Origin of the sequence: Streptomyces sp. NPDC006687 (genome assembly GCF_040636215.1) — a bacterium.
GTDB lineage: Bacteria > Actinomycetota > Actinomycetes > Streptomycetales > Streptomycetaceae > Streptomyces.
Genome location: NZ_JBEYJJ010000026.1, coordinates 24135 through 49517, shown reverse-complemented (window position 1 = coordinate 49517; position 25383 = coordinate 24135). Strand labels below are relative to the sequence as shown.

At 75.2% G+C, this 25383-nt stretch carries 19 protein-coding genes and 1 tRNA gene; 10 read left to right on the top strand and 10 right to left on the bottom strand.

The genetic code is table 11. The annotated features are described in order from the left end of the window. Positions 1-131: 131 nt before the first annotated feature. From ABZ716_RS23885 to ABZ716_RS23875, 3 genes are all read right to left on the bottom strand, one after another. Positions 132-1400, bottom strand: coding sequence for a hypothetical protein (locus ABZ716_RS23885; protein ID WP_358961569.1), 1269 nt, complete (start codon positions 1398-1400; stop codon positions 132-134). A 218-nt stretch (positions 1401-1618) separates the two neighbouring features. After that, positions 1619-3199 (bottom strand): S8 family peptidase, encoded by a 1581-nt coding sequence (locus ABZ716_RS23880; protein ID WP_358961567.1) that lies wholly within the window; start codon positions 3197-3199, stop codon positions 1619-1621. A gap of 103 nt (positions 3200-3302) precedes the next feature. Further along, the gene (locus ABZ716_RS23875) at positions 3303-4004 is read right to left on the bottom strand and encodes a 4'-phosphopantetheinyl transferase superfamily protein (RefSeq protein WP_358961565.1); all 702 of its coding nucleotides are present in this window, start codon (positions 4002-4004) and stop codon (positions 3303-3305) included. Positions 4005-4092: 88 nt separating this feature from the next. On the opposite strand from ABZ716_RS23875, the gene ABZ716_RS23870 reads away from it, so the two are divergent. Continuing rightward, entirely contained in the window at positions 4093-4863 is a 771-nt protein-coding gene (locus ABZ716_RS23870) for an alpha/beta hydrolase (protein WP_358961562.1), read from the top strand. Between the two features lie 5 nt (positions 4864-4868). Here ABZ716_RS23870 and ABZ716_RS23865 read toward each other — a convergent pair whose 3' ends face one another. Both ABZ716_RS23865 and ABZ716_RS23860 read right to left on the bottom strand, forming a co-directional pair. After that, positions 4869-5384: a hypothetical protein gene (locus tag ABZ716_RS23865; protein ID WP_358810046.1), complete on the bottom strand. Its 516-nt coding sequence runs from the start codon at positions 5382-5384 to the stop codon at positions 4869-4871. Positions 5385-5724: 340 nt separating this feature from the next. Next, positions 5725-5797 (bottom strand) — tRNA-Arg (locus ABZ716_RS23860). 321 nt (positions 5798-6118) lie between these two features. Here ABZ716_RS23860 and ABZ716_RS23855 point away from each other — a divergent pair. From ABZ716_RS23855 to ABZ716_RS23820, 8 genes are all read left to right on the top strand, one after another. After that, positions 6119-7741: a dynamin family protein gene (locus ABZ716_RS23855; protein ID WP_358961560.1), complete on the top strand. Its 1623-nt coding sequence runs from the start codon at positions 6119-6121 to the stop codon at positions 7739-7741. Between the two features lie 4 nt (positions 7742-7745). Continuing rightward, positions 7746-9815 (top strand): YfjP family GTPase, encoded by a 2070-nt coding sequence (locus ABZ716_RS23850; protein WP_358961558.1) that lies wholly within the window; start codon positions 7746-7748, stop codon positions 9813-9815. A gap of 100 nt (positions 9816-9915) precedes the next feature. Then, on the top strand, positions 9916-10323 hold the full coding sequence (locus ABZ716_RS23845; RefSeq protein ID WP_358810043.1) for a single-stranded DNA-binding protein: 408 nt from the start codon (positions 9916-9918) through the stop codon (positions 10321-10323). A gap of 353 nt (positions 10324-10676) precedes the next feature. Next, a complete protein-coding gene (locus tag ABZ716_RS23840) occupies positions 10677-11873 on the top strand; it encodes a thioester domain-containing protein (RefSeq protein ID WP_358961556.1) in 1197 nt (398 codons plus the stop codon). A 79-nt stretch (positions 11874-11952) separates the two neighbouring features. Continuing rightward, positions 11953-13449, top strand: coding sequence for a phosphatase PAP2 family protein (locus ABZ716_RS23835; RefSeq protein WP_358961554.1), 1497 nt, complete (start codon positions 11953-11955; stop codon positions 13447-13449). A gap of 218 nt (positions 13450-13667) precedes the next feature. Next, positions 13668-15332 carry an energy-dependent translational throttle protein EttA gene (gene ettA / locus ABZ716_RS23830; protein ID WP_007264121.1) on the top strand — a complete coding sequence of 555 codons (1665 nt, stop codon included), beginning with the start codon at positions 13668-13670 and terminating at the stop codon, positions 15330-15332. 9 nt (positions 15333-15341) lie between these two features. After that, positions 15342-15821, top strand: coding sequence for a thioesterase family protein (locus tag ABZ716_RS23825; protein WP_358810040.1), 480 nt, complete (start codon positions 15342-15344; stop codon positions 15819-15821). Then, a complete protein-coding gene (locus tag ABZ716_RS23820; protein ID WP_351892637.1) occupies positions 15818-16552 on the top strand; it encodes a hypothetical protein in 735 nt (244 codons plus the stop codon). Before ABZ716_RS23825 ends, ABZ716_RS23820 begins: the two co-directional genes overlap by 4 nt. A 47-nt stretch (positions 16553-16599) precedes the next feature. On the opposite strand, the gene ABZ716_RS23815 is transcribed toward ABZ716_RS23820, so the two are convergent. Next, the gene (locus tag ABZ716_RS23815) at positions 16600-17004 is read right to left on the bottom strand and encodes a globin (RefSeq protein WP_351892634.1); all 405 of its coding nucleotides are present in this window, start codon (positions 17002-17004) and stop codon (positions 16600-16602) included. Positions 17005-17197: 193 nt separating this feature from the next. On the opposite strand from ABZ716_RS23815, the gene ABZ716_RS23810 reads away from it, so the two are divergent. Beyond that, entirely contained in the window at positions 17198-18172 is a 975-nt protein-coding gene (locus ABZ716_RS23810) for a methyltransferase domain-containing protein (RefSeq protein ID WP_358810223.1), read from the top strand. A 21-nt stretch (positions 18173-18193) separates the two neighbouring features. Here ABZ716_RS23810 and ABZ716_RS23805 read toward each other — a convergent pair whose 3' ends face one another. From ABZ716_RS23805 to ABZ716_RS23790, 4 genes are all read right to left on the bottom strand, one after another. Beyond that, positions 18194-19252: an FHA domain-containing protein gene (locus tag ABZ716_RS23805; RefSeq protein ID WP_358961551.1), complete on the bottom strand. Its 1059-nt coding sequence runs from the start codon at positions 19250-19252 to the stop codon at positions 18194-18196. Positions 19253-19304: 52 nt separating this feature from the next. Further along, positions 19305-20627: a VWA domain-containing protein gene (locus ABZ716_RS23800; RefSeq protein WP_351884717.1), complete on the bottom strand. Its 1323-nt coding sequence runs from the start codon at positions 20625-20627 to the stop codon at positions 19305-19307. Positions 20628-20721: 94 nt separating this feature from the next. Further along, positions 20722-22494 carry a protein phosphatase 2C domain-containing protein gene (locus ABZ716_RS23795; RefSeq protein ID WP_358961549.1) on the bottom strand — a complete coding sequence of 591 codons (1773 nt, stop codon included), beginning with the start codon at positions 22492-22494 and terminating at the stop codon, positions 20722-20724. Between the two features lie 3 nt (positions 22495-22497). Next, entirely contained in the window at positions 22498-25380 is a 2883-nt protein-coding gene (locus ABZ716_RS23790; RefSeq protein WP_358961573.1) for a tetratricopeptide repeat protein, read from the bottom strand. Positions 25381-25383 lie beyond the last annotated feature (3 nt).

Genomic DNA, 25383 nt, shown 5'->3' with positions numbered 1-25383 from the left:
TATTCGGCCAATCTCCCTTCGGCTTCCTGCTCTTCGGCACCGACCTCACCGTGCGGCGCGCCAACCGCCGCTTCGCCACCGTGTGCGGCGCCGGGGCGCCGCACCACCGGGGAACCGACGGGGCGGGCGGGTCAGGCGATCGAGAAGGTCACGACCGACTGGTAGGTGTCGGCGAACATGAACGGCGGCAGCTGGAGCATCGCCGCGCCGCCCACGGCGAACTCGCCGCCGGTCAGCTCGTCACCGCCGGCCGCCTGCGAGGCGACCTTCATCGGGCTCTCCGTGATCGCGCCCGGCGCGCCCGCGGTGCAGGTGCTGGGGCTGTCCGGGTTGGTCACGGTGCAGGACGGCTGGATGCCGAGCTGCGCCTTGGCCAGGGTGTGGCCCGTCGCCTGGTTCAGGAACGGCGTACGGGTCGCCGTCACGTCCCAGCCGAGGGTGCCGCCGCGGAAGTCCTGGACGGTGGCGGCGTTGAACGCGCCGAACACCGACTGCGCCTTGCCGTTGATGGTCACCGCGCCGAAGCTGACGGCGGGCTGGCCGTCCTTCGGGCCGAGCGCCAGCGGACCGGGCAGCACCTCGACGTCCACCGGGTTCTTGACGCCCGCCTGCTCCTCGACGAACACGAAGGGCTTGGCCGGCGGGACCGAGCCGTCGATCTTGATGGCGTCGGCCTTCTTGGTGACGGTGATGTTGCAGGTGGCGGCGCCGGAGGCGTCCGCCGAGCCGGTGCCGGTGTCACCGGTGGCCGCGCCCGCGAGGAGGGCGGAGCAGGTGACCGGTCCGGCCGGGAAGTTGGCGCCGGTGGCGACGACGGCGGTGCCCGCCTTGCCGCTGTTGGGCGTCAGCCGGGTGGTGACCGGGTCCTTGGGGAGGGCCTCGACGGCGATCGAGCCGACGGAGGCGCTGGGGCGCGGGTCCGGGGTGCAGGTCGTGGTGTAGACCGTGCCGCCCAGGTCGGCGTCGGTGACCACCTGGTCGATGGTGATCTGGACGGTGGTCCCCTCGCTGCCGTCGGGGATCTTGACCGTGCCGGAGAAGGCGGGCGGGTCGGACTTCTTGTTGGCCTCCTGGTGGCTGGGGACGGCCGGGCTGGTGACGGTCTGGGCGACCCCGCCGACCAGCAGCTTCGCCTTGATGGTGTTGACCGTGTCGATCGTGAACATGGGGATGACCGGTGTCTCGCCCGGGTCGATGGTGATGGGTACGGTCTCACCCGCCTTGGCGGTGTCCGGCACGGTGACCGTGTAGTCCTGGTTGCCGTTGGCGCCCGGCTGCGGCGCGGGGGCGACGCACTTCACGGGGACGGGAGTGGTCTTGGTCGCGGCCTGCGCCGGCCCCGTCAGGGCCACGACGCCGCCCGTCAGGGCCAGGGACAGGGCGCCCGCTCCGGCCAGCACTCTTCGTCGAAACGCTCTCGTACTCGTACTCACTGGGTCGCGACTCCTTCGTCATGACGAACCCCTCCCCCCACCGCTGTGTGGGGGAGGCCGAGCCGGTGCGGATGGCCGTCATTGACGCGTCGCGGTGCCGAGAAGTCAATGGATTGCCCGGGCGCGAAGCGCACAGACATTGATGTCCCATCAGACCTGGGCGGAGCGGGGCGGGGGGTTGGTGGTCAGGGCGCGGCCGGGACTTGGAGGAGCAGGTTCGGGGTGTCGGGGGGCAGGGCGGTGACCAGGTCCGGGGCGGCGTCGCGGAGCAGGGCCGCGCGGACCTGCTCGGGGCTGTGCGCCGTGCCCGCCGCCAGGAGCAGCGCGGCGGCGCCCGCCACGTGCGGGGCGGCCATGGAGGTGCCGGTGGCCCGGGCGAGGGCGGTGGCCGAGCCCTTCCAGGCGGAGACGACGGATACGCCGGGGGCGGAGAGGTCCACGCAGGGGCCGTGGTTGGAGAAGGAGGGGTGGCGGTCGGAGGCGTCGGTGGCGGCGACGGTGATGGCCTGCGGGACGTGGGAGGGGGAGCCTGTGCAGGCGTCGCGGCCCTCGTTGCCGGCGGCCACGGTGACGGTGATCCCGTAGGCGGCGGTGCGGACGACCGCCGCGTCGATGGAGCGGCTGCGGGAGCCGCCCAGGCTCATGTTGGCGACGGCCGGGCGCAGGGGCAGACCGGCGCGGGTGGCGTCCTTCACCACCCAGTCGAGGCCGCGCAGGATGTGCGACAGTCGCGCGTCACCATGGCAGTCGGCCACCTTCACCCCCACGAGGGAGACCCCCTTCGCCACCCCGTACGTGGCCCCGCCGACGGTCCCCGCGACGTGCGTGCCGTGGCCGTTGCAGTCCGCAGAGCCCTCCATCCACAGGGCGTTGAAGCCGGTGCGGGCGCGGCCGCCGAACTCCTGGTGGGCCGTGTTGATCCCGGTGTCGACGACGTAGACCGTGACGCCGGCACCGCTGGAGGGATACGCGTACGAGCCGTCGAGCGGCAGCCCCCGCTGATCGATCCGGTCCAGCCCCCAGGGCGCCCGCCCCTGCCGCCCGGCCCCGGCCACGGGGGCGGGGGCGGGGGCGGCCGGGGGCACCGCGGCAGGGGTCGGGGTGGGGGTCGGGGTGGGGCTGGCTGCGGGGGCGGGCGACGGCCGGGCGGGGGTGGGGGTGGGGGTGGGCTCCGGCGCGGGGCTCGCAGGAGCGGCGGGGGCGGCCGAGGGCGCGGGCGCGGGGGTGGGAGCGGTCGCGGGCACGGGCGCCGGGGCGGGCGTCGCGGGGGCGGCCGAGGGCGGCGGCACCGGGGTGGCCTGTCCCGGGGCGGGTACGGGCGCCGGGGTGGAGGCGGGCGCGGCCGAGGGGGCGGGCTGCTCGGGTGCGGGGGCGGGTGCGGGGCTTTCGGCGGCGGGCGCGGGTCGCTCGGTGAGGGGGTCGGTGGGGCCGGTCGGGGCGGGCGGGTCGGAGATGCGGTAGACGGTGTCCGGTTCGACGGAGGCCACCCGGGGGTCGGCGGCGAGCGCGGCGGCGCGGGAAGCGGTCGTGCGTACCGCGAAGCCGTTGAGGGCGGAGTCGTAGACCGCGTCCACCCGGTCACCCGCCTTCGCCGCCTCGGAGGCCAGGGCGCGGGCCGGGGCGCGGGTGGCGGCGTCCTTGAGCAGGACGACGTAGGCGGCGGTCGGCGCGTCGGAGCCTTCGGCGTGCGCGGGGGTGTGCGGCGGCAGGACGGTGGCCGCCGCCAGCAGGGCGGCGGCCGGGAGCAGAGAGGTCATCGCGGTCATGCGCCCGATGCTCGGCCCGCCCCCGCGTAGGCGCGCGGAGGGTGCGCCGACTGGCCGCACGACACGCCGCCCCACCGGGCGCGGCGCGGGGGTTGTCACACCGTCAGGCCGTGCGCACCGCCAGGGCGGCGGCGTAACCGGACGGCGCCGGGAGGTCGCGCAGCGCCCAGCCCGGCACCCGGGCGGGGTCGGCCGCCGAGCTCACATAGGGCTCGGCCAGACCCTCGGCGAGGCCCACGCCGGTGGCCTTGAGGCACGCCTCCTTACGGGCCCACACCCGGGCCAGCGCCGCCCGGCGCCCCTCCTCGGGCAGGTCCGTGAGCTCGGCGGTCTCCGCCGGATGCAGGGTCGTCAGGACATCGGCCACCGCCGCCGCGCTCGGCAGGCCCTCCACATCCACCCCCACCGGCACCCCCGCGAAGGCGAAGTACGCCAGATCGCCGCTGTGGGAGAGGGAGAAGTGCACCCCGCCCCCCGCCACCGCGGGCCGCCCGTGCGGGCCGCCGCAGTTCGGGCAGTCCTCCCGGACGAACCGCACCTCCTCGGGCGCCACCCCCAGGTACCCGCCGAGCAGCACCCGCAGCCCCAGGTGCGAGGCGAGGTAGGTGCGCTGGTCGCCGGGGCGCACCAGCCGGCCCGCCCGCGCCCGCTCCTCGGTGTCCAGCAGCGCCGCGGCCCCGCCGGCCTCGTGCCCGCCGATCACCGCGCGGGTGGTGTCCAGCACCCACACCGCCGTCCCCGATCCTGCCGGTATCTCCCCCACCAGGGGCGCCGCACCGTCGAGTTGGCTCAGTTCGTCGATCACCTCACGAGAGTAATAGGGGGCCGCCGACCCGGGCGTCTGGCTACCCTCGTGGCCGGTAGACCGTGATGACCAGGGGGAGAAACACACCGTGCACAGCGCTGTCGTGACACCGGAAGACGACCGGATCCGCTGGATCGAGCTCCCGGGAGAGGAACCGGCCCGCGTCTACCTGCACGGCCTCGGCTCCACCGCACCCGCCTACTTCGCGGCGACCGCCGTGCACCCCCGGCTGGCCGGGCGGCGCTCGCTGCTGCTCGACTTCCTCGGGCACGGGCACAGCGACCGCCCCACGACGTTCTCGTACACCCTGGAGGCCCACGCGGACACCGTGGCGCAGGCGCTGACCGCCGCCGGCGCCGGCCCGGCCGAGGTGATCGCCCACAGCATGGGCGGCGCGGTGGCCATCGTGCTGGCCGCCCGCCACCCGCACCTGGTCTCCCGGCTCGTCCTGGTCGACGCCAACCTGGACCCCGTGCCGCCCACCCCGGGCACGGCGGGCAGCAGCGGCATCGCCGCCTACACGGAGGAGGATTTCCTGGCCGGCGGCTGGGCCGAGGTCCGCGACCGGGTCGGCGCCCACTGGTGGTCGACCATGCGGCTGGCCGGCCGCACCGGCCTGTACCGCAGCGCCGTGAACCTCGCCGCGGGCACCACACCCACCATGCGCGAGCTCCTGCTGGAGCTGAAGATCCCGCGCAGCTTCCTCTATCCCGCGTCGGACGGAGCCCTCGCCGGGGCCGAGGCCCTGGAGGCCGCCGGGGTCACCGTCGTCGCCGTGCCGGAGTGCGGGCACAACATCATGCTGGACAACCCCGAGGGCTTCGCCCGGGCCGTGGCGGAGGCCCTCGCCCGGGACTGACCCCGTCAGCCACGGACGGCCGGTACGGCTTCCGGTATTCGCGCCCCCGGGGAGGGCGTCCCGTCGGTCCAGGCGTAGACCTTCTTGCCGCGCACCGACACCTGGTACTGGTAGTGGTCCCGGCACTCGGGCCGCTCCTCACCCCGGGTGTCGCGCGGCCACCAACGGGCGCCCAGCCGGGGGCCGCCGGCCTTCGTCGGGGCCTGCTCGGCGCACTGCGGCCCGTCCAGGGGCGTCTTGCCCAGGGTGAACCGGATGAGCCGGGCCTTGCCGTCGGTGCGGGCCTGGATCCGTATGTCCGTGGCATCCCTGGGCACCCAGCTGGGCAGGGCCAGGTTCCGGTCCCCCCGCGTGTGCGCCTCGGCGGCGCGGGCGGTGGCGAAGTGCCGGCCCTTCTCCTTGAAGAACCGGTCGTTGAGGGCGTTGGTGACGGGATTGGGCGGGAGGTTGGGCAGCGCGAAGGCCGCGGTGGCAAGGGCTCCCACGATGGCTGCGGCGATGACGAGCGGACGACGGTTCATACCGACAAGTGTTCGTGCCGGGGCCCGTTCACGCGTCCCTCCTCAGTACGAACTTGGAATCTGCCGGAAGTCGCATACGGAGTCATACCTGAGAGTGGTCCGCCCCACCGCCCCCACCGCCACGCCCCGAGGACAGCAACTCCCGCGCCCGGCCGTCGCCATGGCGACACGTGGAGGCACCCCGCCCGACTCCCGGCACCCCAAGGGCCGGCCGGTCGCCCGTCCGGGCGAAGGTGCTTTTGCGCCTGCAAGGGTCCGAGCGGGTGATTTCCCGCCAGCGATGGACGGCGTCCGCCCCCGGCATGCCCCTGCGGGGCTCCCCCTACGGGCGGAGAAGAAGTGCCCCCGGCAGGACTCGAACCTGCGGCCAAGCGCTTAGAAGGCGCCTGCTCTATCCGCTGAGCTACGGGGGCCAGTGGTGACCGTGGTGGCCTGGAGCCCCTTGGTGGGGGTGGGACTGCGGTCGTGCCGGGTCAAGGATAGGGCTCCGGTTGCCTTGTCCCGGTTGCTTCGCTCGCGTGCCACGTTGTGGAGGTTCGGTGAAGCGGTCCCGATAATCGCAGGCAGGTGCGATTCTCGCACCGCTTTTGCGCCGCGGCGGCCTGGGTGTTGTGCAGTCGTTATGCCTGCGTCCCACTCGTCCGCGGTGTCCATGATGTCCCACTGGAGTCGCGGTCGGCGCGCAGAGGGCGTATAAGCTTCAAAAATGGTCCCAAATTGGGCATTCTTCGCATGTGGTGACCTTGGATGTTCGGCCTCAGCTGCTCGATGCCCTGTCCGCCCTGCGCGACCGGGTCGCGTCCGTGCGTCTGCCGCTGCCCCTGCCCGGCGCCCCGCGCGCCCGCCAGACCAGAGCCGAGCTGCTCGCGCAGCTCGACGACTACCTCGTACCCCGGCTCAAGGCGCCCGAGGCGCCGATGCTCGCCGTCGTCGGCGGGTCCACCGGAGCCGGTAAGTCCACCCTCGTCAACTCCCTCGTCGGCCGCCAAGTCAGCGAAGCCGGAGTGCTGCGCCCCACCACCCGCGTCCCGGTGCTCGTCTGCCATCCGGACGACCACCACTGGTTCGCCGGGATGCGGGTCCTGCCCGACCTCATGCGCGTCTGGGCGCCCCAGGACGAGGACGACCTGCTCCCCGCCTCCCGCCCCGGCCGTCCGCCCGGAGCGCACCGCGGCCCCACGGTCCGCGAGCTGCGGATCGAGACGGTCTCCACCCTCCCGCGCGGGCTCGCCCTCCTCGACGCCCCCGACGTCGACTCCCTCGTCGTGGAGAACCGGACCCTCGCCGCCCAGCTGATCTGCGCCGCCGACGTCTGGGTGATGGTCACCACCGCCTCGCGGTACGCCGACGCCATCCCCTGGCACCTGCTGCGCACCGCCAAGCAGTACAACGCCACCCTGGTGATCGTCCTCGACCGGGTTCCGCACCAGGTGCTCGCCGACGTCTCCCGGCAGTACGGGGCACTGCTCACCCGGGCCGGGCTGGGCGACGTACCGCGGTTCACGGTGCCGGAGCTGCCGGAGTCGGCCGGCGGGGGCGGGCTGCTGCCGGCCAGCGCCGTCGCGCCGCTGCTCGGCTGGCTCAGCCACCACGTCCAGGACCCCGCCGCCCGGCAGTACGCCGTCAGCCGTACCGCGCTCGGCGCGCTCGACTCCCTCCGGCGCCGCATGCCGGAGCTGGCCTCCGCCGTCGCGGCGCAGCACGCCGCCGCCGTCCGGCTGACCTCGGCCGTCGAGGACGCGTACAAGAGGGAGGGCAGAAGGGTGCAGGCCCGGCTCGACAGCGGCGCCGTGCTCGCCGGTGACGCCCTCACCCGCTGGCGCGGCTACCCCCTCGACACCAGCGCCGACGAACTGCTGGACTCCCTCGCGGAATCCCTCGCCGCCCTCCTCCAGTGCGCCGTCGCCGCCGCCGACGAGCGCATCGCCGAAGCGTGGCGCAGTGAGCCGGCCGCCGGGGCGGTGCCCCTGCCCGGGCCCGACCGGGAGGCGGCGGAACGTATCGGCATGGCCGTACGGCGCTGGCGGCGCGTCCTGGAGGAGCTCGCGGAGGAGGAGGTCGCCCAGCTCGACCGACAGCCCGCGCCCGACCCCGACGGCATCGCCGCCCTCCTCGTCGCCGCCCTCCTCGGCGGCAGGAGGGCCCGGCCGGCGGGGGAGAAGCTCGCCGAGCGGATCGGCGTACAGGCCGCCGTACGTCTGCGCGACCGGGGCGGGGAAGTGGTCAGCGACCACCTCGACCAGATCCTGCGCGCCGAACGGGACCGCCGGCTCGCCCCGCTCCAGGCCCTCGAAGTGACCCCGGAACCACAGGCCGAGCTGATCGCGGCGCTGTCCGTACTGCAGAAGGAGAGGTGAGGGGGTGACCGCCTTGACCGACCGCGACCAGGCCGGGGACCGCGACCACGTCGGCGACCAGGCCCGGGACGGCCTGCGCATCCGCGACCGCGACGGGGCCGGCGAGCGCGTCCGGGCCGCCGAAGCGGGTACGGAGCGCACGGAGGGCCGTACGGGCAGACCGGCCGCCGAACCGGCTTCCGGGCCCGCTTGCGACCCGGCCGCCGAACGCTGGGACGACGGGTTCATCGCCCGATCCCGCCACCGGGCCACCCGCAAGGGTGGTTTCGGCAGGGCCCGTTCCCGAGGCGCCGACGACGAGCCAGAGGCCGAGGGCGCCGACGAGGAGGCGGACGCGGGCGAGGAGGCACTCGTCCGCGCCGTCTCCGGCGCCGGCAGCGACGGCGGCAAGTCCCCCGCGCCCCCGCTCAGCCCCGAGGCCCACGCCCTGCGCACCCGCCTCGACGCCCTCCGCCAGCTGGTCGGGCTCTCCCGCACCCGCCTCGACGGCAAGACCCTCGCCGAGGCCGGCCGGGTCCTCGACGAGGCGGCCGCGCGGCGGGGGCTGTCCGCCCAGCACACGGTCGTCGCCGTCGCCGGAGCCACCGGAAGCGGCAAGTCCACTCTCTTCAACGCCCTCGCCGGAGTGCAGATCTCCGAAACCGGGCTGCGCCGGCCCACCACCGCCGCGCCCATCGCCTGCAGCTGGTCGGACGGGGCCGCCGGACTGCTGGACCGGCTGGAGATCCCCGGCCGGCTCAGGCGCCGCCCCCGTGAGACCGCCGAGGCGGAGGCGCTGCGCGGGATGGTCCTCGTCGACCTGCCCGACCTGGACTCGGCGCTCGGCGTGCACCGCGAGCACGTCGACCGGGTGCTGGCGCTGGTCGACGCCGTCATCTGGGTCGTCGACCCGGAGAAGTACGCGGACGCCGTCCTGCACGAGCGGTACCTGAGGCCGCTGGCCGGGCACGCGGAGGTGACGTTCGTCGTCCTGAACCAGGTGGACCGGCTGCCCGGTGAGGCCGCCGACCTGGTGCTGGACGATCTGCGCCGGCTCCTGGACGAGGACGGCATCGCGCTCGGCGAGCACGGCGAGCCCGGAGCGACCGTCCTCGGACTGTCCGCCCTGACGGGTGAAGGGGTCGGGGAACTCCGCGAGCTGCTCGGACAGTTCACCCAGGAGAAGGGCGCCGCGACCCGGCGGATCGCCGCCGACGTCGACCGGGCCGCCGCCCGCCTGCGCCCGCTGTACGTCGCCGACGGGCGGGGCGGTCCCGCCGGGCCCGAGATCGGCGAGGCGGCGCGCGCCGAGTTCGAGGACCGCTTGGCCGAGGCCGTCGGGGCCTACGCGGCCGGTCTCGCCGCCGAACGGGCCTGGCGGCGCAACGCCGGCAAGGCATGCGGCACGCCCTGGCTGAGGCTGTGGCGCTGGTATGAGGGCCGGCGCGCCCCGCGCACGCTGGCCGGGATCTCCGCCCTGGCGGTGATCGGCCGCTCCACGACCGCCGCCGCCGCGCCGGCCGAGGGGGAGGTGACCGCCCGGCAGCGGGTGGAGCAGGCCGTGCGGACCGTCGCGGACGAGGCGGCCGTCGGGCTGCCCGAACCGTGGGCGCAGGCCGTACGGGAGACCGCCGTGCGCGGGGCCGCCGGGCTGCCGGAGGCGCTGGACGAGCTGGCGGTGACCCTGGGGCCGGCCGCTCCGGCGCCGGGCACGAAGCCGCCCCGGCCCGCCTGGTGGCCGGCGGCGGTACTGGCGCAGGCCGCCATGACGCTGGTGCAGGTCTTCGGCGGGCTGTGGCTCGTCGGGCAGATCGCGGGGGTCCTGGAGCCGAAGCTGCTGCCGCCCGTGCTGTTCATGGTGGCGGGCATCGTCGGCGGGCCGCTGGTGGAGTGGGCCTGTTCGATCGCGGCGCGGGGCCCGGCCCGCCGCTACGGGCAGGACGCCGAGCGGCGGCTGCGGCAGGCCGCGGCCGGCTGCGGGCGGGCGCGGGTGCTGGAGCCGGTGGCGGCGGAGCTGCTGCGCTACCGGGAGGTCCGGGAGCAGTACGCGACCGTCTCCGCAGGGGGGGCGAGGTTGTCCACAACCCGCCAGTAGTCCACAGGCCGGAGCGGGGGACGGGGGTCCGGGCCAGCATGGTCGTACCTCGTGCGGACGGTCCGCACGAGCCGTACGGAACGCGGGGAGGGCAGCCGGGATGAACGACACCCTGGTGACGCTGGTGGGGCATGTGGCGACGCAGATCGACTTCAAGGAGACGGTGACCGGCCCGTCGGCGAGGTTCCGTTTCGCGGTGACCCCGCGCTACTTCGACCGGCGGGCCGAAACGTGGACGGACGGCACCACCAGCTTCTACACCGTGTGGGCGCGGCGGGTGCTGGCGGTGAACCTGGCCAGTTCCGTCTCGGTGGGCGAACCGCTGGTGGTGCACGGGCGGTTGCGGGTCCGCGAGGGGCCGCCTGACGGCGAAGGGGTCCGCTGGTTCTCGGCGGACATCGACGCGGTCGCCGTCGGACACGACCTCAACCGTGGAACTGCGGCCTTCCGCCGGGTGGTCAAGACGGAGACTCCGCTGATGGGCCCTCAGAAGGCGGCGGTGGTCTAAGTGTTCGATGAGGCTAGGATTCCCCGGTACTCACGGGCACCTGGGTCTTTGGCCCGAAGGGGAAGACTGTGTCGATTGCTGTTCCCGCGTCCTGCGCGTCCTGCGCGTCCTCCGAGTCCCACGCCGCCTCCACGGGCGGACCGGCTACCGCCCCGGCAGCCGCCGCAGCGGCCTCGCCGGCGGTTCCGCTTCCGGGTGTGGCCGCCACTCCCGCCCCTCCTGGGGGCCCTGTTACCGATTCCCGTCCCCTTCCAGTCCCCGGCCCCGGCACGGGTGCGGGAGCCGGTCCCGGCGCGGGTGCCGCCGCCGGTGGTTCCGGCTTCGCGGGCGCCCTCGCCGCCGCGGGGAGTGCGGTGCGGGGTTCCGCTCGGCGGCCGCTGGCGGTGGCCCTGCTGGCCGCGGCCCTCACCGCCGCCCCGGGCGCCCGGGCCTCGGCCGACTCCGGCCCGACGACGGCCAGACCGGCGGCCGGGGGCGCGAGCGCCGTGCTCGACGGCCTGAAGACCTACGGCCAGGCGGTCCTGCACGGACGCGACGGCTCGGTGCGGCACATCCCGGCGGGGCTGTACGAGATGCGGGTCGACGGCGGCGGCACACTCCAGACGTACGGGGTCGGCGTCGCGGGCAACGCGCAGCCGCAGGCCCGCTTCACCGAGAGCGGCTGGACGGCCGGCCCCCTCGCCGGGAACGCCGACGCGGGCGGCCGGATCCGCTGGGTGCTGGAGCACTCCTACCCGCAGCTCAACGATCTGGCCGGGCTGGCGAAGGCGGCCGGGGCCGGGGCGCTGACGGCGGAGAGCGCGGCCGCCGGGACCCAGGTGGCGATCTGGCGGCTGGCCGACGGGGCTCAGGTCGAGGCCGCCGACCAGGCGGCGGAGAAGCTGGCCGAATACCTCCAGCGGGAGGCGGGCCGGCTGCCGGAGCCCCCGGCCTCGCTGGGGCTGGACCCCGGCCAGGTGTCCGGCCCGGTGACGGGGCCCACCGGGACCCGGCTCGGCCCGGTCACCGTCCGTACGGCGGCGCAGAGCGTCACCGTCGTCCCCGACGCGGCGGCCGTGGCCATGGGGGTGCGGGTCGTCGACGCCGACGGGCAGCCGGTCGCCACCGCGGCCAACGGCAGCCGGCTCTACTTCGAGGTGCCCCCGGGCACCCCTGACGGGACGGCGTCGGTCACCGTGCAGGGCTCCACGAAGGTCCCCGTCGGGCGGGTCTTCGCCAGCGGGGTCCCGGACGAGGCGCAGGTCGTGGCCGGCTCCAGCGAGTCCGCGGCGGCCGCCACCGCCACGGCGGTCTGGCCGCAGCCCGGCGCCGAGCCGGCGGGGAAGGTGGGCACGCTGGCCGGCAGCGCCGAGGTGGCCCCGGCCGCCGCCGGCGCGGAGGCGCCGTCACCGGACGAGGAGCGGCTGGCCGTCAGCGGCAGCTCCGCCGCCACCCCGGTGATCGCCTCGCTGGCGGTGGGCCTGGTGGTGCTGGGCGGGATGGTGGTCCTGCTGCTGCGCAAGCGGCCGCTGGAAGGGGAGGGAGGGGAGGAAGGACAGACGGAGGGCTGAACGAGGAGCGGGCGCTTCACCCAGCGGGTGTTTCACCCGGCGGGTGCTTCACCCGCCGCAGTCCGGGTAAGCGCGGGAAATGGCAGATCATGATCAGCGACTGACCTGGCGGGGAGCTTTCGCGCGAGGGGACCGGCGGCTGTTCGACGCCGTGGCCCGGCGGCACTGGCCCGCGGCCGAGCGGGCCCTGCCCGCCCTGGGGCGGGCCGCCAACCACGGAGTGCTGTGGGGCGGGATCGCGGCGGGGCTCACCGTCCTCGGCGCGCCGCGCACCCGCAAGGCCGCGCTGCGGGCGGCCGCCTCGCTCGCGCTGGCCTCCGCGACCGTCAACACCCTCGGCAAGTGGTCCGTCCGCAGACCACGGCCGCTGCTGGAGGGCGTACCGCTGGTGCGGCGGCCGGCCGTGCAGCCGTGGACCACGTCCTTCCCGTCCGGGCACTCCGCCTCGGCCTTCGCCTTCGCCACCGGGATGGCGCTGGAGTCCCCGTTCTGGGGGGCCGTGGTGGCGCCGGTGGCCGCGTCGGTGGCGTTCTCCCGCGTCTACACCGGCGTGCACTACCCGTCCGACGTGGCGGCGGGCGCGCTGCTCGGGGTGGCGGCCGGGTTCGCCGTACGCCAGCTCGCTCGGGGCGTGCAGCAGGCGCGGGCCGTGCCGGGCGACGAGCGGCCGGCGGCCGGGGTGCCCGCCCTGCCGGACGGGGCCGGGCTGACCGTCGTGGTGAACACCGGCGCCGGCACGGCCGGCGGCGCGGTGCTCAGCACCCTGAAGAACCGGCTGCCGAAGGCCGAGATCGTGGAGTGCGGGGGCGAGGAGCTCCAGGAGGAGCTGGCCGCCGCCGCGGCCCGGTCGCAGGTGCTCGGGGTCTGCGGCGGCGACGGCACGGTCAACGCCGCCGCGACCGCCGCGCTGCGGGCCGGCGTCCCGCTGGCGGTGTTCCCCGGGGGCACCCTGAACCACTTCGCCCTCGACCTCGGCCTCGCCGGCCCGGCCGACACCTGCCGGGCCGTCGCCACCGGCGAGGCGGTCCGCGTGGCCGTGGGCCGCTTCACCCCGGCCGGCCCGGGAGGCGCCGCCGAAGGGGAGAGCGGGTACTTCCTGAACACCTTCAGCTTCGGGGTCTACCCCGAGCTGCTGCGCCACCGGCTGCGCTGGGCCCCGCGCATCGGCGGCGGCCCGGCCGCGCTCGCCGCCGCCTGGCGGGTGCTGCGCGCCGAGCGGCCCGTACGGCTCACCCTGGCCGGACGGCCCCGCAGCGCCTGGCTGCTCTTCGCCGGCAACGGCACCTACTACGGCTCCGGCCCCACCCCCCGCCGCCGCGAGGGCCTCGGCGAGGGCCTGCTCGACCTGCGCCTCGTCCACGGCGGCGGCCGCCCCGGCCCCCGCCTCCTGGCCGCCGCGCTCGCCGGACCGCTGACCCGATCCCCGGCGCACGTGGCCATCCGCCTGCGCCGCCTGCACATCGAGGACATCCCGCCCGGCACCCCCTTCGCCTACGACGGCGAATACGCCAAGGCCCCGCCCGCCCTCCTCCTCGACACCCTCCCCGACGCCCTCCCGGTCTACCGCCCCCACTGACCCCCGCGCGCCGGCCCCACCCGCCGAAGGACCCGGTGCGGGCCCCACCCGGCCCGCCCGCACCCCCGCCCCCGCGCTCCGGCCGCTCCCCCCGGGCGCGGAGGGCGCGGCCCGGACCTCGCAGACCAGCGCCCTGACCCTGCGCGTTTCCCCCAGGGGATGGACGTACGGCAAGATGGGGTGTATCTGCCCACCATCGATCTGCCGGACGGTTTCTCTTGGCTGAGTTCATCTACACCATGCGCAAGACGCGCAAGGCCCACGGCGACAAGGTGATCCTCGACGACGTGTTCCTGAACTTCCTGCCGGGGGCGAAGATCGGCGTGGTCGGCCCGAACGGCGCCGGCAAGTCGACCGTCCTGAAGATCATGGCGGGCATCGAGCAGCCGTCCAACGGTGACGCCTTCCTGTCGCCCGGCTACTCCGTCGGCATCCTCATGCAGGAGCCCAAGCTCGACGAGTCCAAGACCGTCCTGGAGAACGTCGAGGACGGCGTCGGCGAGATCAAGCAGAAGCTCAACCGGTTCAACGCGATCGCCGAGGAAATGGCGACGAACTACACCGACGAGCTGATGGAGGAGATGGGCAAGCTCCAGGACGACCTGGACCACGCCAACGCGTGGGACCTCGACGCCCAGCTGGAGCAGGCCATGGACGCCCTGGGCTGCCCGCCCGGCGACTGGCCGGTCACCAACCTCTCCGGTGGTGAGAAGCGCCGCGTGGCCCTCTGCAAGCTGCTGCTCGAGGCCCCCGACCTGCTGCTCCTCGACGAGCCCACCAACCACCTCGACGCCGAGTCGGTGAACTGGCTGGAGCAGCACCTGGCCCAGTACAAGGGCGCCGTCGTGGCCGTCACCCACGACCGGTACTTCCTCGACAACGTCGCCGAGTGGATCCTCGAACTCGACCGCGGCCGCGCCCACCCCTACGAGGGCAACTACTCCACCTACCTGGAGAAGAAGGCCGAGCGCCTCAAGGTCGAGGGCAAGAAGGACGAGAAGCGCGCCAAGCGCCTCAAGGAAGAGCTGGAGTGGGTCCGCTCCAACGCCAAGGGCCGCCAGGCCAAGTCGAAGGCCCGTCTCGCCCGCTACGAGGAGATGGCGGCCGAGGCCGACAAGATGCGGAAGCTGGACTTCGAGGAGATCCAGATCCCGCCGGGCCCGCGCCTGGGCTCGATCGTCGTCGAGGTCAACAACCTCTCGAAGGCGTTCGGTGACAAGGTCCTCATCGACGACCTGTCCTTCACCCTGCCCCGCAACGGCATCGTCGGCATCATCGGCCCGAACGGCGCCGGCAAGACCACGCTGTTCAAGATGATCCAGGGCCTGGAGACCCCGGACTCCGGCGAGATCAAGGTCGGCGAGACCGTCAAGATCTCGTACGTCGACCAGGGCCGCGCCAACATCGACCCCAAGAAGACCCTCTGGGCGGTCGTGTCGGACGAGCTGGACTACATCAACGTCGGCAACGTCGAGATGCCGTCGCGCGCCTACGTCAGCGCCTTCGGCTTCAAGGGCCCGGACCAGCAGAAGCCGGCCGGTGTGCTCTCCGGCGGTGAGCGCAACCGCCTGAACCTCGCGCTCACCCTCAAGCAGGGCGGCAACCTGCTGCTCCTCGACGAGCCCACCAACGACCTCGACGTCGAGACCCTGGGCTCCCTGGAGAACGCGCTGCTGGAGTTCCCCGGTGCGGCCGTGGTCGTCTCCCACGACCGCTGGTTCCTGGACCGGGTCGCCACGCACATCCTGGCGTACGAGGGCGACTCGAAGTGGTTCTGGTTCGAGGGCAACTTCGAGTCCTACGAGAAGAACAAGGTCGAGCGGCTCGGCCCGGACGCCACCCGTCCGCACCGCGCCACCTACAAGAAGCTCACCCGGGGCTAGGTCGCGCACATGGCCAGACACCACTACCGGTGCCCGCTGCGCTGGGCGGACATGGATGCCTTCGGGCACGTCAACAACGTGGTCTTCCTCCGCTACCTGGAGGAGGCGCGCATCGACTTCATGTTCCGCCTGGCGCCCGGGGAGGGCAGCGAGTCCTTCACGGGCGGCTCCGTCGTGGCCCGTCATGAGATCGACTACAAGCTGCCCCTCGTGCACCGGCACGAGCCGGTGCTCATCGAGTCCTGGGTGACCCGCATCGGTGCCGCGTCCCTGACCATCCGCTACGAGGTCAAGGACGAGGCGACCGAGGACACGCCCGAGACGGTCTACGTCCGGGCCGAGACGGTCGTCGTGCCCTACAACCTCGCCGAGGGGCGGCCCCGCCGCATCACCGACGAGGAGCGGGTCTTCCTCCAGGAGTACCTGGAGGAGCCCGCGGGCCGCGCCGCCGGCCGCGCCAAGGGCCCGGAAGGACGCCTCGCGGCATGAACGACCAGCTGCACTTCGCCGACTCCGGGGAGGCGGCCGACCTCGCCGCCTTCCTGGGGCGGCTGGTGCACTACGACCGCGCCGCCGTCGTCCGCCTCCAGGCGCGGGCGGGCGGCGGCGCGCTCGCCGTCTTCGGACGGCCGCCGTCCTTCGACGTCCTCGCCGTCCGCGCCGTGCGGCTCGCCGCACCCCTCGCGACGCCGCTGGACGTGACCGTCTCGGCGGGCGAGCTGCTGGAGTCGGTCGACGAGACCGGCGCCGGGGCGCGCGTGCCGGGAGCCGTCACCGGCCCGCCCTGGACGGGCGTCCTGCCGCCCCAGGGCGGCTGGCGGCCCCTGCCCGGACTGCCCCGCCCCGAGGCGGTACGGGCGGTCCTCGCCGCGGCCGTCGCCGAGTTCCGCTCCCGGGACGAGGCCCTGCCCCCGCAGCACCGCACCCGCTCCGAGCGCGACCGCATCGGCCGGGAGATCTGGTCGCGCAGCCTCGGCGACACCGACCTCCCGCTGCGCGCCGCGCACGCCGCGCAGTCACTCGGCTTCCTGCGCCCCGTACGCGCCACCGCGGCGGCCCCCGCCTCCGGCTCAGCCCCCGGCGCGCCGGGCGGCCCCGCTCCCGTGGCGCTGTTCGCCTCCGGCGGCTGGCTGCGGCTGAGCACCCCGTACGGCTCCGTCGCCACCCGCCGGCCCGGACCGGGCGGCGGCCTGGGCGCCCTCCAGGTACGGCCGCTCTAGGCGCCCGTACGCCCGGGCCCGCACGCCCGGGCCGCCCGGACGCCGCCCTAACCCGCGGTGTTGATCATCGAGGCGGCCGCGTAGGTCAGGTACCGCCACAGCTGCGCCTCGTGCTCCGGCGCCAGGCCCAGCTCGTCCAGCGCCACCCGCATGTGCTTGAGCCACGCGTCGTGCGCCGCCGAGTCCACCTGGAACGGAGCGTGCCGCATGCGCAGGCGGGGGTGCCCGCGGTTCTCGCTGTACGTGCCCGGGCCGCCCCAGTACTGCATCAGGAACAGCGCGAACCGCTCCTCGGCGGGCCCGAGGTCCCCCTCCGGGTACATCGGACGCAGCAGCGGGTCTTCCGCGACACCCTGGTAGAAGCGGTGGACCAGACGGCGGAAGGTCTCCTCGCCGCCCACCTGCTCGAAGAAGGTCGTCTCCTGGACGTTGCTCTGCGGATCGTCATTCACCCGACCATCGTCTCAGACACCCGGACGGAGGACCCCGGTCCTAGGACCACTCTCCGGCCGGGTTCCGGGAGGGCTCGCACCCGGCGGCCGGGCGCCGCACAGTGGAGACATGGGCACGGGCGGCAAGGGCGCACACGCGGCACACGCACACGCGGCACACTCCGAGCGGGAACCGACGGAACCGGCGCGCGATCTGCGCGAGGTCGCGCACGCCGCCCAGGTACGGGAGCTCACCGCCGCCGGGGCGCTGGAGGATCCCGCCTGGCGGGCGGCCTTCGCGGCCGTTCCCCGGCACGTCTTCGTGCCGTACTTCTGGACGGGCCGCGGCGCCGGCCACGAACGGCTGTGGGCCGAGGACCCCGACCCCGAACGCCGCGCCCGCTGGCTGCGCGGGGTCTACACCGACGCCCCGCTCGCGACCAGGCTGCGCGACGGCGAACTGCTCTCCTCCAGCAGCCAGCCCTCCCTGATGGCGAAGATGCTGCACGCGCTCCGGGTGCGCGACGGGGACGACGTCCTGGAGATCGGCGCCGGCACCGGGTACAACGCGGCCCTGCTCTGCCACCGGCTCGGCGAGGAGCACGTCACCACGGTGGACCTGGACGAGGAGATCACCGAGTCGGCCCGGTCGCACCTGGCCCAGCTCGGCTACCGGCCCGCCGTCGTCACCGGGGACGGCGCGCGCGGCTGCCCCTCCCGCGCCCCCTTCGACCGGATCCTGGTGACCTGCACCCTGCCGCTGATCCCGCACGCCTGGCTCGGGCAGTGCCGGCCGGGGGCCCGGATCCTGGCTCCGCTGTCGACCGGGCTGATCGCGCTCACCGTCCGCGACGCCGACTTCGCCGAGGGCCGGTTCCTGCACACCTCGGCCTACTTCGTCCCCCTGCGCGGGGCCACGGCCGGACCGCCGCCGCCGGGCATGGGCGGTCCGGTGCACGGGATCCCGTACGAAATGGTGGAGAACGAACGCCTCCAGTTCCTGCTGATCCTCACCGCGGGCGTCCTGCGCCCCCGGGAGGCGCTGGACCTGTGGCGCGGCGAGGGCCGGCCGGCCCGTGAACGGTTCGGTGTCACGGTCACCGCCGAGGGGCAGTGGGCCTGGCTCGACGATCCCCAGGGGCCCTACGTGTGGCCCCTGGGGGAGACCGCCGGGGCGGCCGGCGCGTAGCGGGCGGGCGGCGTGTGTCGCTCAGCCGCGGCGGATGGTGATGGTGGTCCAGGCGCCCAGGTGGACCCGGTCGCCGTCGGCCAGCGGGACCGGGACGTAGGGCTGGATCGGCTCCTCGCCCATGTTCACGGTGGTGCCGTTGGTGGAGTTCTGGTCCACCACCGCCCAGCTGGCGTCGGGCTGCTGGACGAGGACCGCGTGGCTGTGCGAGACGCCCGGGTCCTCCGGGGGCACCGACAGGTCGATGTCGGGGGACTCGCCCGTCGAGGCGCGGCGCCGGCCGATGGTGATCTGGCCGCCGGTGAGCGGAAGGTGCAGCTCCGGAGAGTAGGCGGGCAGGTTGAGCCCGGCCGCCTCGGGGCCGCTGCGCCGCATCATCGCCATGAAGTACGAGCGGTCGGGGGCGATGGTCGCCGTCCAGGAGCCGCTGTCGGGCTGCGGCTCGCGGTGCGGCTCGGCGACGGGCGCGGGCGCGGCGGGGTACTCCGGCCGGCCGGACGGCTCCACGGGCGCCGGTGCCACGGCCGGGGGCGCCACCGGCGGGGGCGGCGGCGGGGCCAGTGCCACGGGAGGGGCCGGCGGGGCGGGCGGGGCCGGCGGCTCCGGGGCGGCGGGGCGTACCGGGGCGGCGGGCGGGGGCAGCAGCCAGTCGTCCTCGGCCTGGAGCGGCTCGGCCGGGCGGTTGACCCGCGACGGCCGGGAGCCCTGGTACTCGAAGTGGTCCTGGGAGTACACCGGCTGCGGCGGTACCGGGGGCGGAGGAGGCGGCGTCGCCCCTCCGGCCGGGGCTGCGGGGGGCTGCACGCCTCCAGCGTCCGGCAGGCTCGGCGGCGGCGGGGTGTACGGGGTCGCCGTCCGGGTCAGGAAGTTGTACCGGCACTCCTCGCAGAACGGGGCCATGGCCTCGCGCGGCGTCCGGCACTGCGGGCACAGCTCCGCCTGGGCGGTCGGCTCACCGGTGGTCGGCGGGTAGCCGTAGGAGGGCGCCGCAGGGGGGCTCGTAGGGGCAGCCATACGGTGGCCGCAGACCTCGCACCAGTCGTCGGAGGCGGACTGGTGCCCGTTCGGGCAGGTCGGCATCGCGGCGCTTCCCCCTTCTTCCCCCTGCGTCATCGCGGCAGGCGGCTTCTTCTCAGGTCTTCTTCACTCGGACGGTCTGTGTCGAACGCGTTTCAAGGGTCATCTCGTCGGCATCGGCGACCTTGGCCTTCAGCCGCACAGTACCCGCCGCCGCGTCGACGACATCCACGACCTTGGAGAGCAGTCTGGCGGTGTCGGCGTTCCCGGAGGCGCTCGCCAACTGCACCGCACGGCCGAGTTTGGCCGTGGCGCCGTCGACATCGCCCATTTTGCGTGCCTCCAGGCCCTGTTGGATAGCCTGCGCGAGCTCCGCCTGCCCCGTGTAGTGCGCCACCTGCGGGCTGATCGCGGTCGAGGCGGCGAGGTCGTTGGTCCACACCGCCCGGACCAGTCCCTGGGCGAGCGGCGGCCGGGGCTCGCCGGCCGGCCCCGGCAGGACGATCGAGGCGCGGGCGGCCAGCATCTCCTGGCCGACGGACGCCTGCGGCACCCGGACGCACACGTGGTAGTCGCGGGCCTCGTCGCCCCAGGAACCCGTCGGGTAGTCCCCGGCCCGAGGGCCCGCCTCGGTACGGCGGGCGGTGAGGTCCTGGACGGACGGCGAGACCTGCTTGACGTACTGGATCTCCGCCCCGACGGGTGTCCACAGGCGCAGCGAGACGTCCGCGACCTCCTTGCCCATGACCTTCTCCATCATGAGCGTGAAGTCCTCGGCGAGGTGGGCGGGGTCGGCGACGATGTCGGCGGAGCCGAGCAGGGCTCCGGCGATCCCCGTCACCTCCTTGACCTCCCAGTCGGTGCCGACCCCGCGCGCGTCGCAGGTGAAGCGGCCGGCGCAGGCGTCGAGGGTGGCGCGCAGCACGGCCGGGTCCTCGTGCTCGTTGCGGCCGTCGGTGAGGAGGATGCCGTGCCGGATGGCGGCCGGGGAGCGGCGCAGCAGTCCGTCGGCCAGCCGCAGCCAGGTGCCGATGGCGGTGCCGCCGCCCGCGCTCAGGCCGCGCAGGGCCTCCTTGGCGTGGGCGCGGGTGTCCGGGCCGGCGGTCGCGAGGAGGCCCTGGCCGGGGTAGACCTCGCGGGCCTCGTGGGTACCGGCGATCACGGCGAACGCCGTGCCGTCGCGCAGGGTGTCGATCGCGGCGGCGGTGGCCTCGCGGGCGCCGCGCATCTTCTCCGGCGGGTACTCCATCGAACCGGAGCAGTCGACCATGATCACGACGGCCGCGTCCTGGCCGAGCGCCCGTGCGGTGGCGGTGGCGCCGCCGGTCGAGGTCACCGTCACGATGGCGTGGACGTCCCGCCCGCCCTCGGGGAGGAACTCGTTCTGGTACACCTCCACGCTGAAGCGCGGGGCGCGCGGCTTGGCGAAGTTCGCCATCGGGATGACTCCTCGGGGCTGTCGGGACGGCTCGGGCGGGGGCGGCTCGGGCGGGGCCGGGGGTTCGGGCGGGGGCCCCGGCCGGCGGCTCGGCTCAGGCCGGGGGGAGCGGCCGCCCGGGCGGTGCCCCCGCCCCCTCTTCTTCCGATGCGGCTTCCGACGCGGCTTCCGGTTCGCTTCCCGTTTCGGCTTCCGGTGGCGTGGCCGCGAACGGCACGACCGCGACGGTGATGTTGTCGTGGCCGCCCCCGTCGAGGGCGTGCCCGACGAGCACCTGGGCGCAGTGCAGGGGCCGTTCGGCGGCGTCCGCCGGCAGGAGCCGGGCCAGGTCCGTCGCCGACTCGGCATAGTTCCACAGCCCGTCGGTGCAGACCACGACCACACCGGGGTGGTCCGGCCGGAAACTGGCCGTGTGCGGGTCGAGGTCGTACGCGTCGGCGCCGAGCCAGCCGGTGATGGCGTGCGCCCGGATGTCGGCGTACGCCTCGGCCTCGCCCATCAGCCCCGCCGCGACCATCTGCGCGGCCCAGGAGTCGTCCTCCGTCAGCCGGCGGGGCAGGGCGGCCCGGTCGTCGGGGACCCAGTAGGCCCGGCTGTCACCGACCCACCCGACGGTCAGCAGACCGCTGCTGACGACGGCACCGACCAGGGTGCAGGCGGGGGCGTTCTGCGCGCCGGGCGGCTGCGGGGCGAGGGCGCTCACGGCGGCGCCCGCGGCGAGGATCGCCTGGTGCATGGCCTCCGCCGGGTGCGCGCCGCGGGGCAGGGCGTCGAGCAGCACCTCACTGGCTGCGCCCGCGGCGGCGGCCGACGCGTCGTCGGGGCGGCTGGCGGAGGAGACGCCGTCACACACGATGGCGACGGTGGCGGCCGAGCCGTCGGGCAGGGCCGTGGCGGCCACCGCGAAGGAGTCCTCGTTGCGGTGGTGGCGCAGTCCGCGGTCGCTGACGGCGGCGACGCTGCAGAGCTCCTCCTCCAGGTGATCCCGCTCGCGCGGCTGCGCGTGGCCGCAGTGCTCGCAGTACCCGTCGCTGTCCACGGACCCACTACGGCAGGCGACACAGCTCCGCCCGCCCTCAGCGACCCGCGGATCCCCTTGTGGAACGCCGTCGAGGGGGCCGGTGTGGGGCTCGCCCTGGGAAGCGCCGTTGTACGGGGCTTCGTGCGGGCCCCCCTGCGGGGCGCCGTGGTCCGGGCCTTCGTGCGGGGTGCTGTGGTGCGGGTCCCCGGGGGAACTGGCTACCGGCTCCGGATGGTTGGCGGGGTACGGGTCCACTTGCGGCTCCGGTCGGCCGTACGGGGGGGTGCTGTACGCGCCCTCGTGCGGGTTTCCCTCGCCGCACGCGGTCTCCGGTGCGGGCCCGGCCGGCCGGGCGGGGGTTTCGGGCTCCGGCTCGGCGGTGTCCCAGGGTGCGGTCAGGACGGCGGAACCCGGGGCCACGGGGGTGCCCTCCCAGCCGGGTGCGGGCACCCCGGCGGCCGAGCCGAAGCCCGGGCCGCCCTGCCGTACGGGCGCGCCGCCCGCCGGAGCACCGTGGCCGCCGCCGGCCCGGGCAGGGGCGTCCCCGCCGGCGCGGGTGCCGGGTGCCGTGGCCGGGCGGGGCGGCGCGTACGCGGACCCGGCCGGGCTGCCGTAGCCGGGGGCGGAACCGCCCTCGGCTCGGGCGGGCTCCCCGTCGGCGGCGCGTGCGCCGGGCGGGGCCGGCGGGGCTCCGAAGGCGGCGCCGGCGGGGTCGGGGAGGGTCGGGGTCGGGTCCGGGGGTGCGGGCGGGGCCGAGAGGGCGTAACCGCACACCCCGCAGAAACGGTCACCCTCTTCCAGGGGCTCCGCGCAACTGGGGCAGCCCGACAGCCGATGCATCGACATCACTCACACCCACGTCCGGGGACGGAAACGGTTCGCCCGCTCCACCAGTTCGATCCTCTCCTCGCCCCGCTGTGCCAGCCGGGCGAGGACGCGGTAGGAGCGCTCCAGGCCGAAGCGCAGCCCCCGCTCGTCCAGTTGACTGCCGAGCAACGAGCTCCGGCCGGGGTCGGCACCCCGGCTACCCGACAGTACCCAGTCCAGGGCCGTGCCCAGAACCTCCGTAGCCAGCCGCTCCTGGCGTTCGGGGTCCAGCCCGAACCGCCGCAGCGCCTCCACCTGGTCGGACGCCGCCCCGAGGTCGGCCAGCAGCTCCTCCTGCGGGGACCGGTCGCGCAGGCGTGCCCGTACCGCCGCCACCCGTGCGGCGGTGTAGTGGATGGAGGACTCCGGTACCGACTCCAGCGTGCGGACGGCCGATTCGCGGTCGCCGGAGGCCAGTTGGACCCGGGCCAGCCCGAACGCCGCGCTCACGAAGCCGGGGTCCGTGATCCAGACGAGCCGGTAGTACTCGGCGGCGTTGTCCAGCTGGCCCAGCACCTCCGCGCACAGCGCGAGCGCCAGCTTCGGCGCGGGCTCGCCCGGGAAGGCGTCGTAGACGGCGTCGAAGGACAGGGCGGCTATCTCGTTGTCCCCGGTGGCCAGCGAGGCGACCCCGCGGGCCCACACCACCCGCCAGTCGTCCGGGTACGCGGCCTCCAGCTCGGCCAGCGCCCGGACGGCGGTGGCCAGTTCGCCCAGTTCGAGCCGGGCGCGCAGCTCCCGCAGCCGCAGTTCGACGGAGTCGGCGGCGGCCGAGCCCAGCGCGCCGAGCAGGTCGGCGGGGGCGGAGGCGAGGAGCCCCGCGAGGAACCCGGCGTTCGGGTCGGACGGGTCCACCAGCGGTACGGGGAGGGCCAGGGCGGTGTCACGGGCGTCGAGCGGAGCCAGCCCGGCCGCCGCCGCGGGGGCCGGGGCCGGGGTGACGGGCCCGACGACGGCGGGCCCCACCGGCGCCACGGGAGCCGTCCGGGGTGCGGGCACCCCGGCGGTCCCCACGTGCGTGGCGGTGGTCCCGAGCACGGAAACTCCGCCGAACGGCCCCTGACTCCGCGCAACTCCGGCCCCGGGCCGGCCGCTTCCGGGCACGCCGTTCCCGGGCCGCCCGGCCCCGGGCGCCCCTGGAGCCCCACCCGGCGCCACGACGCTCCCGGAGAGGGGATCCGGCGCCGCGGGTCCGAGCGGGCGGGGCGCCTGCCCCGAAGGCTCCGGTGCGCCGGACGCGGCGGCCCAGGGGCCCGGCGCCCCGGTTCCGACGGCTCCCTGTACCCCGGATGCCGGGACCCCCGGAGCCGGGACGCCGGCCTCGGCCGCGCCCGCCGCCACCGCCGCGGCCCCAGCGGAGCCCCGCCGGCGGCCCAGGGTGAAGACGCGGCGGGGGAGGGGGCGGGGCCCCAGGCGGGAGACCTGGGCCGTCGGGGTGTCCTCGTACAGCTCGGTGTCCGGGACGCGCAGTTCCGGGCCGAACAGGGTCGACAGCTGCGGACGCGGCCGGCCCGTCTGGAGCGCGACCACCTCCCGCAGCACCCCCGTCAGCTGGTCCGCCATCTCCTGCGCGGACGCGAACCGCCGCCCCGGATCCGGATCGGTGGCCCGTACCAGCAGCCGGTAGAAGGACTCGTAGCGCTGGAACACCTCGATGTGCTCCGGGTCCGGCAGCGAGTCCACGAACACGTTGGTGTAGCCCTGGAAGTCGAACGTCAGCACCGCCAGCGTCCGCGCCACCGTGTACAGGTCCGAGGCCACCGACGGGCCGAGCTCCGCGACCTCAGGGGCCTGGTAGCCCACCGTGCCGTAGATGGCCGACTCCACGTCGTCCATCCGCCGCACCGCGCCCATGTCGATCAGCTTCAGCTGGTCCTGCTGCTGGATCGCGTTGTCCACCTTGAAGTCGCAGTACAGCAGATTGCGGCTGTGCAGGTGCCCCAGCGCCTCCAGGGCCTCGATGCCGTACGCGCACGCCTGCTCCACCGGCAGCGGATCCCGGCGCCCGTCCGGCCGGCGCCGCTCGTTCGCGATCTCCTTCAGCGACTTGCCGCCGACGTACTCCATGACGATGTACCCGTCCAGCGAACCCGTCCGCTGGTCCAGGTGCTCCACGAAGTTGTAGATCCGCACGATGTTGGAGTGCTCGATCTCCGCCAGGAACCGCCGCTCGGAGATCGCCGCCTCCATCGCGTCCTGGTCACCGGTGTCCAGCAGCCCCTTCAGCACCACCCACCGGTGCGAGACCGCCCGGTCCGCCGCCAGGTACACCCAGCCCAGCCCGCCGTGCGCGAGGCAGCCCGCCACCTCGTACTGGCCGTGCACCACATCGCCCGCGCGCAGCTTCGGCACGAAGGAGTACGGGTGCCCGCACTTGGTGCAGAACCCCTCCGTCCGCCCCGGCCGGTCCCCCCGGGAGCGGCCCACCGGAGCCCCGCAGTCCGCCCGCGAGCAGAACCGCTTGCGCTCGGGCACCTCCGGGTTCTCCAGCACCGCCGCCGACGGATCCGGACGCGGCACCTCCGGCACGCTGACCAGCCCCGCGCCCAGCCGGCCGCGCCCCGAGGACCCGGCCGCCGAACCCGAACTGCGCACCGAAACCGACCGGCTGGAGCCCGTGCCCCGCAGGGACCGCGACAGCCGGCCCGACACCGAGCGGCGCGAGGACGAGGAACGGGAGGAGGCCGAACGCGCCGACGCCGAGGACCGGCCCGACCCGTGCGGACCCGCCGAACCCCGCGAGTCCCCCTGCCGGGCGGCGCTCGTCATCCCCGTCGGCGGCGACACCAGCTCCTGCGCGCCCGCCGCGACCGCCCCCACCGGGGCCAGCCCGCAGGTGTCGCAGTACACCTCGCCGCCGCCCATGTC